Below are 14,849 nucleotides of genomic sequence, written 5' to 3' on the forward strand. Positions count from 1 at the left end.
TATATCTGCCCTGTTCAGTTAAATATTTTGTTAAAAATTAAGTGTAACATTATTTTCACCTAACATATTGCGCAAATCATACAGCAAATTATCATCCGGTGTCACATTCCAATTTACCCCAGCTTTAATTTTAGTGCTGGCGCGAGCCCCTTTATAATCAAAAATAATTGGAGTAACCCCTTGATTGTAAGGTGTTATTTTATCTTTAAGCTGCTCCACTTGGATTTCATCTAAAGTTTTTTCGTCAACCGATATTTGTACACTTTTAGCATGTTTTTCACGTAATGAAACCAAAGAATGCGCACTTTTAGCTGTCATGCTCAAACCACCGCTAAAGTCATCTGGTTCAACTGGACCACTCACAACAATTATTTGATCTTTAACTAAGAGCGCTTCATGTTCATCAAACATATCGGCAAAAAACCTGACATCAATACGGCCGCTTTTATCATCCAAGGTAATAATTGCCCAGCGCCGACCACTGCGTTTGTTCACCATGCTTTTAACGTCTATGATTAATCCGGCAGTAGACACACTATCGTCGCGCCGAGTTGGCACAAGTTCATGGATTCGACTGCGCACATAATGCTTGAGTTCATCACGGTAACGGTTAATTGGATGGCCGGTTAAATATAACCCTAACGTTTCTTTTTCGGCATCTAACCAAACTTGCTCTGGCCAAGGTGTGACTTTTTCAAACGCATTTTGCACTTCGTCTGGTTCAGTTGTTAACAGACCAAATAAGTCCGTTTGCCCAGCCAGTTGATTTTTAGCATGTTGCTCGGCCGCTTTCATGGCAGTATTTAACGATGCCATAATTGACGCTCGGTGCGGACCAAGGTTGTCCATCGCCCCTGCTTGCACCAACTTCTCTAAAACTCTACGGTTAATACGCTTTAGATCCACACGGGCACAAAAATCGAATAAGTCTTTAAATGCGCCACCATTTTGGCGCGCTTCGATAATGGCTTCTATCGGCCCTTCACCCACCCCTTTAATGGCACCAATGCCATATACAATTTCACCTTCGTCGTTCACGCTGAATTTGTATTGCCCTTGATTAACGTCAGGCGGACAAATTTTGAGCCTCATGCGCTCGCATTCGTCGACCAAGGTGACCACTTTGTCTGTATTGTCCATATCGGCAGACATTACAGCCGCCATAAATTCAGCAGGATGATGTGTTTTTAACCATAAGGTTTGATAAGAAACCAGTGCGTAAGCCGCAGAGTGCGATTTGTTAAAACCATAACCGGCAAATTTTTCTACCAGGTCAAAGATCTTCATTGCCAAATCGGGATCTATATTGTTATTTTTAGCCCCTTCAGCAAACGTTGACCTCTGTTTCGCCATTTCTTCGGGTTTCTTTTTACCCATTGCACGACGCAATAAATCGGCTCCCCCCAGAGAATAACCCGCCATCACCTGAGCAATCTGCATGACCTGCTCTTGGTATAAAATGATACCGTATGTCGGTTCTAAAATGGGTTTTAAACATTCGTGCTGATATTCGGCGTCTGGATAAGAAATTTCTTCCCGGCCCCGTTTACGATCTATAAAGTTATCAACCATACCTGATTGTAATGGTCCAGGCCTAAATAATGCGACCAATGCAATCATGTCTTCAAAACAATCTGGCTGTAGACGTTTAATCAAGTCTTTCATGCCACGTGATTCAAGCTGAAAGACGGCGGTTGTTTGATATTTTTTAAGTGTTATAAAACTTTCTTTGTCGTCTAATTCTATCGCGTTGATATCAACGAGTGGTTGATTGGTCTTGGCTAACTTTTCATTCGCCATATCAATCGCCCACTGCATTATGGTCAGGGTACGTAAACCCAAAAAGTCAAATTTAACTAAGCCTGCAGTTTCAACATCGTTTTTATCAAATTGTGTGACTGGCTGTTTACCTTCAGAATCGCAATACAAGGGCGCAAAATCAGTAATTGTTGTTGGTGATATAACTACGCCCCCAGCATGTTTACCCGCGTTTCGCGTTGTCCCTTCTAAAATTCTCGCCATATCAATTAATGCACGAACTTCTTCATCGGCATCGTATAACTCAACCAATCTAGGTTCGTTATCAAAGGCTTTTTGCAGTGTCATGCCCGGATCGGCAGGGATCAATTTTGATATACGATCAACAAAACCAAATGGGTGACCAAGCACTCGACCAACATCCCGCACCGCCGCTTTGGCCGCCATGGTTCCAAACGTAATGATCTGAGACACGGCATCACGGCCATATAGTTCGGCAACATGATCAATCACCTCGTCCCGCCTGTCCATGCAAAAATCGATATCAAAATCTGGCATTGAAACCCGCTCAGGGTTCAAAAATCGCTCAAATAGTAAATCAAACTCCAATGGGTCGAGATCGGTTATTTTTAACGCATAAGCAACCAGGGAGCCGGCTCCTGAACCTCTTCCGGGTCCAACAGGGATGTTATTGTCTTTACTCCACTGAATAAACTCCATTACAATCAAAAAATAACCAGGAAATCCCATCTGGTTAATACAGTCAAGTTCTATCTGTAAGCGCTCATCATATTCCGGCCGTTTTTCAGCACGCTCTTTTTCGTCTTTAAATAAAAACTCTAATCTTTCTTCTAAACCTTCGCGCGAAACTTTAACTAAATAGTCGGCTTCGCTAAGTCCATCCGTTGGGCAATTTGGCAAAAAGTATTTTCCCAATTGCACTTCAACATTACATCGTTTAGCAATTTCAACTGTGTTTTCAATCGCTTCAGGAATGTCTGAAAAAACCTCTATCATCTCTTCGCTGCTGCGGAAATATTGCTGTTTAGAATACCGTTTTGGACGTTTTTTATCATCTAACGTATAACCATCATAAATGGCAACACGAATTTCATGCGCGTCAAAATCTTCTGGTTCTAAAAAAACCACTTCATTCGTGGCTACAACTGGCCACTCATATTTTTCGGCCCATTTAACGGCTTCATGCAAGTAGCTTTCTTCATCTTTGCGACCTGTTCGAATTAACTCAATATAATAATGATCATCAAAGTGAGTTTGGTAAAATTCATTTATTTTGTCGGCCATCCGGTAGTTGCCTTTCAGCAAGGCCATCCCCAGATCGCCTTCCCGCGCTCCGGATAAAAGGATTAACCCTTCTTTATATTTTGCAAGCCAAGCTTGTTCAACGACTGGCCTGTCATTGATAGAACCACGTAAATAGGCATCGGAAATTAAACGAGTCAGGTTTTTATAACCAACTTTGTTTTTGGCTAACACGGTTAGGCGGTAGAGATCATCACCAGTTGTTTCGCTGCGAAACCATAAATCGGCCCCTATGATAGGTTTAATACCGGCACCGTTAGCCTGGGTATAAAAACGTACCAAACCACATAAGTTGTTTTGATCTGTGATCGCGATTGCAGGCATCTGTTGTTCTAACGTTTTTTGAATGATAGGTTTGGTTTTCGCCAAACCATCCACCATCGAAAAATCAGAATGCACTCGTAAATGAATAAAGTTTGCCTGCGTCATTTATCTGCCTCTGCCATTAATAAACGAATCGGTTTAAAGGTTTTTCGGTATTCGGGTAGAATAGTTAACTCAGCTAATAAAGCTAGATGTTCTTTAGTTGGGTAACCTTTATGGCGCTCAAAGCCGTATGCTGGGTATTTTTCAGCCAGTGCCAACATTTCGCGGTCACGAGCTTGTTTAGCTAAAATCGACGCAGCGCTAATAGCCGCAACTTTGTCATCACCTTTAACAACAGGCTGCGCCGGACAAGCGAGTTTTGGTAGCCGGTTGCCATCTACGAGCGCGATATCAAATGGTATAGTTAACGCCTCTACCGCCCTTTGCATCGCCAACATGCTCGCATGGAGTATATTTAACTCATCTATTTCGGCAGGCGAAGCACTGGCAACCGCCCAGCCTAAGGCATGCGTTTTAATGAGTGTTTCTAATTCGCTACGCTTTTTAAAGGATAATTTTTTAGAGTCTTTTAAACCAACTATCGGATGTGTAGGATTTAAAACAACCGCAGCCGCAACCACAGAGCCAACGAGTGGTCCACGACCTACTTCATCAACACCTGCAACCAATAATTTGGCATCCAGTTGATTAATATCAAATTCAGTTTGCATCGATTAACTTTTTAACAGCTTGTGCGGCCACTAGGCCAGCATTTTGTTTTAAGGTGGTATGAATATATTCAAAATCGGCTTTTTGCTGACTATTTTCACCGCTAAGTGCAATCTCAATATGCTCAGCAATGGCCTGCGGGCTTACTTCGTCCTGCAATAATTCAGGGATGGTCTGGTGCCCTGTGATTAAGTTTGGCAAGCTAAAGTATTTAACCTTTACCAGACGTTTAAATATTTGATATGAGAGCTTTTTAAAGCGATAACATGCAACCATAGGCGTTTTGCTTAACGCCCCTTCTAGGGTGGCTGTGCCAGACGCTATCATAATGGCATCAGCGGCCGCCATTAACTCGCGCGCTTGGCCATCAATAATAGTTAACTTAAAGTCAACTGACTGCGCAGCGAGGATACTTTTAATTTGCTGCTTACGCCGCTCATTTGCTGCCGCACAAACAAAGTGCCGTTGTGGCTCTTGTTTAGCTAACCGTTGGCAAGCCTGGATAAAATCCGGTGCCAGCAATTCAACTTCTGCCTTGCGACTACCCGGTAACACGGCAATTAATTGCCCATCAGCCGGTAAATTTAATTGTTGGCGAACTTGCTTTTTATCAATTTTTTCACTGATTTGATCAGCAAGCGTATGACCAACAAACTCACAGGGTACTTGGTATTTGTCGTAAAAGGATTTTTCAAACGGCAATAAAACCAGCACTTTGTCAACCGCACGTTTAACTTTAAAAACTCGCTTTTGTCGCCACGCCCATATCGAAGGACTCACATAATGAAGTGTTTTTATCCCTGATGTTTTTAGTTTTTCTTCTAAAGTAAGATTAAAATCAGGCGCATCAACGCCTATAAATACATCGGGAGGGTTTTGTCGCCAATATTTTACCAACTGGCGGCGAATAGAAAGTAAACGAGGGAGCCGACCTAAAACTTCAACCAGGCCCATGACTGATAACTCTTCTAAATCAAAAAGTTTATTAATGCCTTGCGCTTGCATCAAGGGCCCTGCAACCCCTTCAAATTCAACATCAATGTCTGCTTCGGCCATCAATTGCCGAAATGATTGCATAAAATTGGCCGCCAAAATGTCGCCAGAGGCTTCTCCGGCAACAATACCTACACGAACACTTTTCATTTAACGAATGATACCGCGAGATGATACGGCTAAAAAGTCGGTGATTAACTTAACCGGCTCATGCTGCTTCGCCAGTTCGTTTAATTCAGCTTTCGCATTTTCAAGGGTTAGACCACTTCGATAAATCAGTTTATAGGCCTTTTTAAGTGCCGAAATATCTGTAGCTGAATATCCACGGCGGCGCAAGCCTTCGCTATTAATGCCATGCGGCACAGCGTTTTGCCCGGCGGCCATTAAATAGGGCAAAACGTCTTTAACGACAACAGAACCAACCCCGCAAAACGAAAAACTCCCAATCTTACAAAATTGGTGAACGCCAGTAAAACCGCCTAAAATAGCTCCGTTACCCACTTCTACGTGACCTGCCAAAGTTGCATTATTAGCCAATATATTATTGTCACCGACAATACAGTCATGTGCCACATGCACATAAGCCATTAGCAGGTTTCCACTGCCAATTTTAGTTAAGCTGTCATCTTGCACTGTACCACGATGAATAGTGACAGATTCGCGGATCACATTGTTATCACCGATTTCTAAACGAGTCGGTTCACCTTTGTACTTTTTGTCCTGACATTCTTCCCCGACTGATGCAAATTGAAAAATTCGATTATTTTTCCCAATTTTGCATGGGCCTTTAATGACCACGTGTGACCCAATTTGAGTACCATCGGCGATCTCAACTTGATCACCTATGTAAGCCCAAGGTCCAACGCTAACATTGGCACCGAGTTTAGCACCTGGTTCTACAATGGCAGTTTCATGAATCACAATTACATTACCCGTCTAGCACACATGATGTCGGCAGCACAAACCACTTTGCCATCGACTTTTGCTTCACAATCAAATTTCCAGATGCCTTTGCGTTCTTTGACAAAATTAGCATGTAAATGCAATTGGTCACCTGGTGTTACCGGCTGCTTAAAACGCACGTTATCAATACCGGCTAATAAATATAGTTCGTCTTGACTGGCGACTCTGTCCGGGTCATCTTGCATAGATTTAAAACCTAAAACACCAGTCGCTTGAGCTAAGGCTTCAACAATTAATACTCCCGGAAAAATAGGTTTATCCGGAAAGTGACCCGTAAAGATAGGCTCATTAACGGTGATATTTTTATACCCATGTAGATAATCAAGTGGTTTGTAATCTACAACACGATCAATTAATAAAAATGGATAGCGGTGCGGTAAAAGTGTAAATATCTCTTGAATATCTATTGAGTTAAGTTCATTAGTCAAAACGAAAATTCCTGTTCATCATTTTTTTATTGGTCGCATTATATATGTCATCAACAATATTTGCGATATTTTAACTTAATCGCGTGTTTTTAACGCGGCTAATTCTGCCTCTAGGGCTTTTACTTTATTAAATAAAGTTTCAACTTTCCGTAACCGAGCGGTATTTTTTCGCCAACTTAAATTGTCGGTCGCAGGCATACCCGAAGAATAAACGCCGGGTTTTTCTATTGATTGAGTCACCATTGTCATACCAGTAAAATGAACATCATCAGTAATATTGATATGCCCATTAATGCCAACATTTCCGGCTATGGTACAGCGTTTACCTATGGTGGTACTTCCAGCGATGCCTGTATTGGCTGCAATGGCAGAATTTTCACCTATGCTAACGTTGTGGGCAATATGAACCTTATTGTCAATTATTACACCGTTAGCAATTAGGGTATCGTTAAGCGCCCCCCGGTCTATGGTGGTCCCGGCGCCTATTTCGACCCTATCGCCGATTATCACTCGACCTACTTGAGGAATTTTAACCCACTGAGATTTTTCGTTCGCATAACCAAAGCCATCGGATCCGATCACAGCGTTGCTGTGAATGATACAGTCTGCACCAATTTCGACCGCATGATAAATGCTGGCATTGGCATAAACTTTAGTGTTAGCGCCAATTTTAGCCCCTTCACCAACAAAAACCCCGGCCCCAATTTGGCAGCCCGACGCAATTTTTGCACCGGCACTGATCACAGCAAAATCACCAATATGGCAATCACTCGCCACTTCGGCAGTTTTATCAATACTCGCATTTGCGCTAATACCACAAGCTATCGCTGGGGTGGTATCAAACAATTGACAGACCTTAGCGTAAATTAAATAAGGATTATCATGGATTAAACAGTTCCCATTAAATAACTCGTGGTCTTCTGCTTTTAAAATCACCGCGCCCGCTTGACTGTCAGCAAGTTGAGCCTGATACTTTTTGTCTTTGTAAAAAGTAATTTGGCTGTGGTCCGCACCAGATAAGTCGGCCACAGCACACACAGAGTGCGCCGCATTCCCTTTTAATTCACTGCCAGTTAATTCAGCGAGTTGAGCCAGAGTGAAACTGGCCATTATTTCATTTTACTCACAGCATCAACAACTTTTTGCGATAGATTGTTGGCATCATCATCTAAATACACAACAGCAGAGCTTTGTAAAATGATGTCATAATTTTCTTTTTCGCCAATGCTATCTACTGACTTTTTAATCATGCTGACTAAGCGATTTTGTTCTTCAGCCTTTCGACGACGTAATTCAGCATCTAAAGGTTTGGCTTTTTCTTGATATTGAGTACCCAATTCACGGATTTTACCATCAATTTCATTTTTCTGAGCTTCACTCAAGGTTGCCCCTTCACGTTGCTTCTTATCCATATAATACTTGATGTCGTTTTGCAGACGCTGAATCTCTTCAATACGATCTTTAAACTCAGCATTAATGGTATTTTCAATTGCTGCGGCTTGCGGTAACTGTTGAAAAACAGCTTGTACATCAATTACACCAATTTTTTGTGCTGCGTTGGCTTGTAAACTAAAAAAGCCGGCTGCCAATGTTACTAACAAAGCGGCAGCTTTATTATATTTTTTCATAAAAACTCCTAAAAAATTAAAAGGTCTGGCCAATATTAAAGCTGAAGAATTTAGTATCGTCATCAGAGAACTTCTTCAGTGGTTTTGCAAAACTAAATACAATTGGACCCATTGGCGAGATCCATTGTACTGACAACCCAGCAGAGGCACGGAAGCGTTCTGGATCGGCATAGTCTGCCAGTTTTGCACGTTCGGAAGCTTGTAGGTCATTGTACAAGTCTAGATCAAATTCTGTATCCCACACGTTACCCGCATCGATAAAAAAGCTCGGACGCAAAGAATTAGACTCTTCTTCGGTAAACGGAATCGGAAAAATCAACTCTAAGGTTCCCAAAAGCTGCGCGTTACCACCATTAGAGATCGCATTGCTACCATTGCGGGTATACATCTGAATGCTGTCGAATTCAGGACCTAACAAAATATTTTCTGTCTCACCACTCGCATCAGGGATACCAGTCGTTGTAGATGATTGACGGTAGAAGAGTTTAGGACCAACAACATTATTTTCGAACCCTCGCATGGTCGAAGAACCACCTGCACGGAACATTTCCCATATTGGCAGGACATGGTCATTACCATTCACATCACCATAACCGTTCGCATATCCAAAAGACGCTTTGGTCATTAACACCCAGCGGTGATCACGACTTAGCGTAAAATAATGTCTGTCTTCAGCCGTAAATTTAAAAAACTGAGCGTCTGACCCTGGTACTGCGATCTTAAAACCAACATTTTGACTGTAACCCGCAGTTGGAAATAAACCACGGTTTAACGTTGAGCGTAACCAGTTAATATTAAACTCGTAATTATCAAATACTAGCTGGTTATTACGGTTGCCCGGGTCAGTATAGATAGAATAAAAGTTTTTAATTTGTTCAGACGGCTGTGAAATGTTAGACATTTCATTGTGTAAATAACCCACACCATAATTTAGGCGACTAATTTCATCAAGTGGATAACCTATCGTCAAACGACCACTGATTCGGCTTAATTCATAATCTTCTGAGTTAGAGAAGCTGTTACCATAATCCAGCTCACTGTAACTTAAAGAACCGCCCAAACTCACACCATCTACGGTAAAGTATGGGTCAGTAAAACTTAAACTCACCTGACGCGAATAACTATAAGTGTTTACATTAATACCAACACTGTTACCTGTGCCTAAAAAGTTTTGTTGTTGAACGCCTAACTGTAAACTTAACCCCGTTAAGTCACCATAACCCACCCCTGCGGTAAATGAACCTGAAGGACGTTCGGTCACACTAAATACAACGTCAACTAAATCCTCTTGACCCGGTACTTTAGTGGTTTCATAGTTAACATTTTCGATATACGGCAACCGTGCTAATCGCGCTTTAGACGACTCTAACAAACGGTTAGACAGCCAACTGCCTTCAAACTGTCGTAATTCTCGGCGCAGAACTTCATCATCTGTTACACCATTACCCACAAAATCAATCCGACGAACGTTAATTCGTTTACCTGGGGTCACAGAAATTGTCAGAGATACCTCTTTGTTTTCGTCATCAATATCTGGAATGGTTTTAACTTCTGGATATGCATAACCAAAAGCACCTAAATAGTTACTAATGGTTTCTTCAGCGTAGGTGATTGCAGCCGCGTTATAAAATGCGCCTTCACGGATGGGCACCATGGCTTTAATCGCCCGATCGAGGCCAACCATATCACCAATAAAAGAAACGTCTTTTATTTTGTATTTTTCGCCTTCGGTTACATTTAACGTAACGTAAACTTGCTCTCGGTCTGGTGTTAACGAGACCTGAGTCGAATCCACTGCAAAACGAACATAACCTTTGTCTTTATAAAAAGATTCTAAGGTTTCTATATCGCCAGAAATTGCTTGTTTTTGATATCTGTCGTTTGCTAAAAAACGCCACCAAGGTAAGTCATATTCAGACTCAAACAAGTCTAAAAGTTCAGCGTCCGAATAGAGTTGGTTGCCGACTAGGTTAATTTGTTTAACTTTAGCCGCATCCCCTTCGCTGAACTCAAAAGTTAACTTCACTCGTTTACGCGGCAAGTGGCTAATTTTCGCAGTCACTTTGGCATTATATTTACCAATACTCTGATAAAAGTCTTCAAGACCTTTTTCTAACTGAATTAACGTGGTTTTATCTAGGGTTTCGCCAACACGGATATTTTGATCGTCTAAATTTTCTTTTAACTGCTCTTCTTTGACGTCTTTGTTGCCATCAAATTCTATTTCGGCAATCGTTGGGCGTTCAGACACTTTTAAAATAAGTGTATTGCCTTCTCGATATGCTTGAATATCATCAAAGTGGCCAGATGCAAACAATGACTTGATTGTCTGAGACAAACGAAAGTCACTCAATTTATCGCCAATTTGCACCGGGATATAGGTTAAAGAGGCGCCTAACGCAACTCTTTGTAATCCGTTAACCTGAATATCTTCGATGATAAATTCTTCGATAGCAGCAGCTTTTCCTGAAAATACCAAAGCGACAGCGGACGCTATAATTGATTTTTTTATTGTCATTCGAAAACTCAGTTATTCTCTCACCAACGAGATAAATCATTTAAAATGGCGACTGACATCAAGCAAAAAATAAGTGCAGCACCTATTCTAAACCCAATTTCCTGTATTTTTTCCGGTACAGGTTTACCAGTCACAAACTCTATAAAGTAATAAACTAAATGGCCACCATCAAGTACAGGTAAAGGTAATAAATTAATTATGCCTAAATTGACACTAATTAACGCCAAAAAGCTCAAAAAATAAACCACACCTAAACCTGCCGACTGACCGGCACCCTGCGCAATTGAGATTGGACCGCTTAATGATTTATAAGACACATCGCCGGTCACCAGTTTTTCGATCATAGAAAAACTTAAAGTAATCAATCGCCAAGTATTCAAGGTGGCTTCATGCAAAGAATCTATTACCGAAAAACTATGGTTAAAACGGTATTCGTCCGGCCATTGACCAACTTCAGGGGCAACCCCTAGATAGCCAATTGATTCAGCATTGCGTTTTCTGACGCCTGTTTGCAACGAAAGTTCAAGTTCACTGCCGTCTCTTTCGATCAATAGCTTAACATTTTGCTCAGGGTGTTCGGCTATCCATTTGGATATTTTTTCCCAATCAAAGCGCTTACCTTCGCCAAAAGCTAAAATTCTGTCACCGACTTTTAATCCGCCTTTTTCGGCTGGGCTACCTTCAGCGACCTGCACTATTTTATTGCTCACTTCAGGACGATAAGGTTTTAACCCTAATGCACTGATCAAATTACCTTTTTCAACGTCAAAGTGCCAATCTTTAAGATTTAATGTATGTTTAATAGGCTGACTATTTGATGGTCGCAAGATACTTATTTGCATATCCTTGTCACCTATTGCATCCATCAATTCTAAATTAACTTGTTGCCAAGTCAGTGTTTTATGGCCATTAACTGAGACAATTTGATCACCGCTCTGCAAGCCACTGGCACTGGCCGGAGATGACTGCGTAATACCGCCTAAAACAGGTTTGACTTCAGGCACGCCAATCATATACATGCCCCACAGTGCAACAATTGCAAATAATAAATTTGCCAATGGGCCAGCTGCAACTACAGCAATACGTTGTAACACAGGGCGGCGGTTAAAGGCTAAATGAGCTTCTTCAGCTTTAACAGAGTCAACCCGCTCATCTAACATGCGCACATACCCCCCAAAAGGCAGTGCAGCAATCACAAACTCGACCCCGTCTTTATTGGTCCAACGCCATAAGGGTTTCCCAAAACCAACCGAAAACCTTAATACTTTAACACCACACCAGCGAGCGACTTTATAATGACCATATTCATGTATGGTAACCAATACACTGATGGCGATAATAAAGGAAATTAAATTCCAGATAATACTCATTAACTCAACGCTCCTTCAGCGATAGAACGAGCATGCTGATCAATATGAATTAAACTGTCAATAGAAAAAACAGAAGAGGGACTATAGCTGTTTAATATTCGTTCATTTTGCTCTGCAATTTGAGTAAATTTAAGGCGCCCTTGTAAAAATGCGCCAACATGTACCTCATTGACGGCACTTAACACTGTGGTCGCTTCTTGTCCCGCTTTAAACGCTTGTTTTGCCAATTTAAGATTAGGAAAACGCTGATAGTCTGGGCGTTTGAAGGTAAAGTCACACCCATCAATAAAATTATAATGGTCCGCAGCGCTGGCGATCCGATCGCTAAAACCTAAACAATGAGCAATCGGAATCTTCATATCTGGCGCACCCATTTGCGATAAAACCGAACCATCGATATAACGAACCATAGAATGAATCACCGACTGTGGATGAATCAGTACTTCAATAAAGTCAGTGTCTACTCCGAATAACCAACAGGCTTCAATTAACTCTAAACCTTTATTCATCATACTAGCTGAATCGACCGAAATTTTTTGTCCCATCGACCAATTCGGATGTTTGCACGCTTGCTCCGGTGTTTTGCTTGCCAAACTTGACAAGGGCTGGTTTAAAAAAGGCCCACCTGAACCCGTTAAAATGATTGAATGAATACCAAAATCACGAATGTCTAAATTTAAATAATCGTTTTGATATTCAGCAGGTAAACTTTGAAAAATAGCATTATGTTCGCTATCCACCGGCAATAATTTAGCACCATTTTGTTTAACGGTATCAATGAATAAACGCCCCGACATTACGAGTGCTTCTTTGTTTGCTAGTAAAATCTTTTTACCCGCTTGCGCCGCCGCAAAAGTTGAGGGTAAACCCGCGGCTCCAACAATGGCAGCCACTAATGTACAATAACCGTCGCTTTTAGCAAGCAAGGTTAAATTATCGGTGCCGCAAACCACTTGCGTATTTGAATTTGCCGCTTTTAAAGATTTTTCTAAACGAGCGGCAGCTTGTGGGCAAACCAAAGCAGCAATGGCTGGTTTAAATTCTAAACATTGAGCGAGTAGCCGCTTATCGTTTTGATTGGCCGCAAGTGCATACACTTTTAATATTTTTTGATTTTGTCGAACAACCGCCAAGGTGCTTTCACCGATTGAACCGGTTGAACCAAAAATTGCTAGATTTTTCATTTAGATTGCATAAAAGAATAAACAGGCAAAAATAGGAAGTGCAGCCGTTAAGCTGTCCACTCGGTCGAGTACGCCACCATGGCCAGGTAAAATTGTTCCACTATCTTTAACCCCCGCCTGGCGCTTTAACATGCTTTCTAATAAATCACCCAGTACAGAACTCACCACCACCAATAAAGAAATAAAAACTATGGTTAAGCCATTTTGACCGATAAACAAAGGCGTTTGTAAAACCAAAAAAATCAAAGTGGCACTCGCCAACATGCCGCCTAACATACCTTCGATTGTTTTTCCTGGACTCACATTGGGCATCAGCTTACGTTTACCGAAAGCTTTGCCTGCAAAATAAGCACCAATATCAGCCGCCCAAACAAGAGACATCACATATAATAACAACCAAGCGCCCATCAGACTTTCTTGCGGATATTGATAACCACGCAACAAGTTAATCGCCAACCAAGCAGGTAATAAAGTCACTAAACCAAATAGACCTTTTAACCAACGGTTCGTTCGCCACAAAGGTGCCGACTTTGGATAGGAAACAACCAAAATAAGTGCCAGCCCCCACCAAAAAAGCGATAACCATATTAATTGCTCAATAATAGCAGTGTATATTGCTAACTGGCCGCTTGTAAATAAGCCTCCATGCCAACCTAGAGCCAGCATGCTAACGATTAACAAACCGACTAAACAGGCTCGTCGGCGTTTGTTATTAAAACCGATAAAAGGCCCCCATTCCCACGCGCCTATCGCTAAAATAGCGGCAGTAAAAAGCGCAAAATAAGCCAGCGGCAATTTAAAAATGGCGACTAACGCCAATGGCAATAAAATCAAAGCCGTTAAAATACGTTTTTTTAAACTACTTTGTTTTATCTGCGTATCATTTTGAATTTTCAACCTGATCCCCTGTCAGACCGAATCGTCTTTGTCTGCTGGCAAAACTTTTTATTGCTTTAGCAAAACTTTCTTCACGAAAATCTGGCCATAGTTCATCGCTAAAATAAAGTTCAGCATACGCGGCATGCCATAACAGAAAATTACTGATTCTTTGTTCGCCACCGGTTCGAATAATCAAATCCAGATCGGCAAAATCACTTAGGCTGACCTGTTGATGGATATCGTCTTCGCTAATTAGCTGTCCCGGTTTGTTTTTAATATGATGATTGACCGATTGCACTATATCCCAACGGCCACCATAGTTGGCCGCAACCGCTAATACTAACCCTGTATTCTGTTCGGTTTGCGCTTCAGCTTCGGCAATTTTTTTTTGCAGTTTGTCACTAAAGCGACGAGTATCTCCGATGACTTTTAAACGGACGTTATTTTTGTGCAAGCGTTTTACTTCACGCCCCAGAACATACATAAAGAGCTCCATCAAAATAGAAACTTCATCTTCTGGGCGCTTCCAATTTTCACTGCTAAATGCAAACAGAGTGAGCACTTGGACACCACTTTGCTGAGCAAACTTAACCGCAGAGCGAACTGATTCGACGCCAGCTTTATGCCCAAATGTGCGCGCTTTTCCACGCTGTTTAGCCCAACGACCATTGCCATCCATGATAATACCGACATGCTTCGGGCAGATAGTGGTTTGCGTATTTGTAGTTATATTTGTGGGATTAGTCATGCCGTTCCAAATACAAGCCCCA

The 14,849-nt window shown here is 41.6% G+C and carries 12 protein-coding genes; all 12 read right to left on the reverse strand.

The window, feature by feature from the left end; genetic code table 11:
- Positions 1 to 30: 30 nt before the first annotated feature.
- Positions 31 to 3,510: a DNA polymerase III subunit alpha gene (dnaE, locus tag C727_RS0111070; protein ID WP_017445711.1), complete on the reverse strand. Its 3,480-nt coding sequence runs from the start codon at positions 3,508 to 3,510 to the stop codon at positions 31 to 33.
- Positions 3,507 to 4,118, reverse strand: coding sequence for a ribonuclease HII (gene rnhB, locus C727_RS0111075; protein ID WP_017445712.1), 612 nt, complete (start codon positions 4,116 to 4,118; stop codon positions 3,507 to 3,509). The genes dnaE and rnhB overlap by 4 nt, the downstream gene beginning before the upstream one ends.
- Positions 4,108 to 5,259 carry a lipid-A-disaccharide synthase gene (lpxB, locus tag C727_RS0111080; protein WP_017445713.1) on the reverse strand — a complete coding sequence of 384 codons (1,152 nt, stop codon included), beginning with the start codon at positions 5,257 to 5,259 and terminating at the stop codon, positions 4,108 to 4,110. The genes rnhB and lpxB overlap by 11 nt, the downstream gene beginning before the upstream one ends.
- Positions 5,260 to 6,030, reverse strand: coding sequence for an acyl-ACP--UDP-N-acetylglucosamine O-acyltransferase (lpxA, locus tag C727_RS0111085; RefSeq protein ID WP_017445714.1), 771 nt, complete (start codon positions 6,028 to 6,030; stop codon positions 5,260 to 5,262). It abuts the gene before it with no gap.
- A 2-nt stretch (positions 6,031 to 6,032) separates the two neighbouring features.
- Complete coding sequence (gene fabZ, locus C727_RS0111090; protein WP_017445715.1) at positions 6,033 to 6,500, reverse strand: 3-hydroxyacyl-ACP dehydratase FabZ; 468 nt, start codon at positions 6,498 to 6,500, stop codon at positions 6,033 to 6,035.
- Between the two features lie 75 nt (positions 6,501 to 6,575).
- The gene (lpxD, locus tag C727_RS0111095) at positions 6,576 to 7,610 is read right to left on the reverse strand and encodes a UDP-3-O-(3-hydroxymyristoyl)glucosamine N-acyltransferase (RefSeq protein ID WP_017445716.1); all 1,035 of its coding nucleotides are present in this window, start codon (positions 7,608 to 7,610) and stop codon (positions 6,576 to 6,578) included.
- Positions 7,610 to 8,128, reverse strand: coding sequence for an OmpH/Skp family outer membrane protein (locus tag C727_RS0111100; RefSeq protein ID WP_017445717.1), 519 nt, complete (start codon positions 8,126 to 8,128; stop codon positions 7,610 to 7,612). Before C727_RS0111100 ends, lpxD begins: the two co-directional genes overlap by 1 nt.
- Before the next feature lie 16 nt (positions 8,129 to 8,144).
- Positions 8,145 to 10,646, reverse strand: a complete 2,502-nt coding sequence (bamA, locus tag C727_RS0111105) for an outer membrane protein assembly factor BamA (RefSeq protein WP_017445718.1) — start codon at positions 10,644 to 10,646, stop codon at positions 8,145 to 8,147.
- 20 nt (positions 10,647 to 10,666) lie between these two features.
- Positions 10,667 to 12,016: a sigma E protease regulator RseP gene (gene rseP, locus C727_RS0111110; protein ID WP_017445719.1), complete on the reverse strand. Its 1,350-nt coding sequence runs from the start codon at positions 12,014 to 12,016 to the stop codon at positions 10,667 to 10,669.
- A complete protein-coding gene (gene ispC, locus C727_RS0111115) occupies positions 12,016 to 13,200 on the reverse strand; it encodes a 1-deoxy-D-xylulose-5-phosphate reductoisomerase (RefSeq protein ID WP_017445720.1) in 1,185 nt (394 codons plus the stop codon). The genes rseP and ispC overlap by 1 nt, the downstream gene beginning before the upstream one ends.
- Positions 13,201 to 14,097 (reverse strand): phosphatidate cytidylyltransferase, encoded by an 897-nt coding sequence (locus tag C727_RS0111120; protein WP_017445721.1) that lies wholly within the window; start codon positions 14,095 to 14,097, stop codon positions 13,201 to 13,203.
- Positions 14,081 to 14,827 carry a polyprenyl diphosphate synthase gene (gene uppS / locus C727_RS0111125; protein WP_040459238.1) on the reverse strand — a complete coding sequence of 249 codons (747 nt, stop codon included), beginning with the start codon at positions 14,825 to 14,827 and terminating at the stop codon, positions 14,081 to 14,083. Before uppS ends, C727_RS0111120 begins: the two co-directional genes overlap by 17 nt.
- Positions 14,828 to 14,849: the final 22 nt, after the last annotated feature.

The sequence above is a fragment of the Gayadomonas joobiniege G7 genome (genome assembly GCF_000300815.1).
Lineage (GTDB): Bacteria > Pseudomonadota > Gammaproteobacteria > Enterobacterales > Alteromonadaceae > Catenovulum > Catenovulum joobiniege.

Bases quoted from the DNA above. Each gene is read 5' to 3' on its own strand.
- dnaE (WP_017445711.1), bottom strand. From the start codon at position 3,510: ATGACGCAGGCAAACTTTATTCATTTACGAGTGCATTCTGATTTTTCG.
- lpxD (WP_017445716.1), bottom strand. From the start codon at position 7,610: ATGGCCAGTTTCACTCTGGCTCAACTCGCTGAATTAACTGGCAGTGAA.
- rseP (WP_017445719.1), bottom strand. From the start codon at position 12,016: ATGAGTATTATCTGGAATTTAATTTCCTTTATTATCGCCATCAGTGTA.
- C727_RS0111100 (WP_017445717.1), bottom strand. From the start codon at position 8,128: ATGAAAAAATATAATAAAGCTGCCGCTTTGTTAGTAACATTGGCAGCC.
- uppS (WP_040459238.1), bottom strand. From the start codon at position 14,827: ATGACTAATCCCACAAATATAACTACAAATACGCAAACCACTATCTGC.
- rnhB (WP_017445712.1), bottom strand. From the start codon at position 4,118: ATGCAAACTGAATTTGATATTAATCAACTGGATGCCAAATTATTGGTT.
- ispC (WP_017445720.1), bottom strand. From the start codon at position 13,200: ATGAAAAATCTAGCAATTTTTGGTTCAACCGGTTCAATCGGTGAAAGC.
- bamA (WP_017445718.1), bottom strand. From the start codon at position 10,646: ATGACAATAAAAAAATCAATTATAGCGTCCGCTGTCGCTTTGGTATTT.
- lpxB (WP_017445713.1), bottom strand. From the start codon at position 5,259: ATGAAAAGTGTTCGTGTAGGTATTGTTGCCGGAGAAGCCTCTGGCGAC.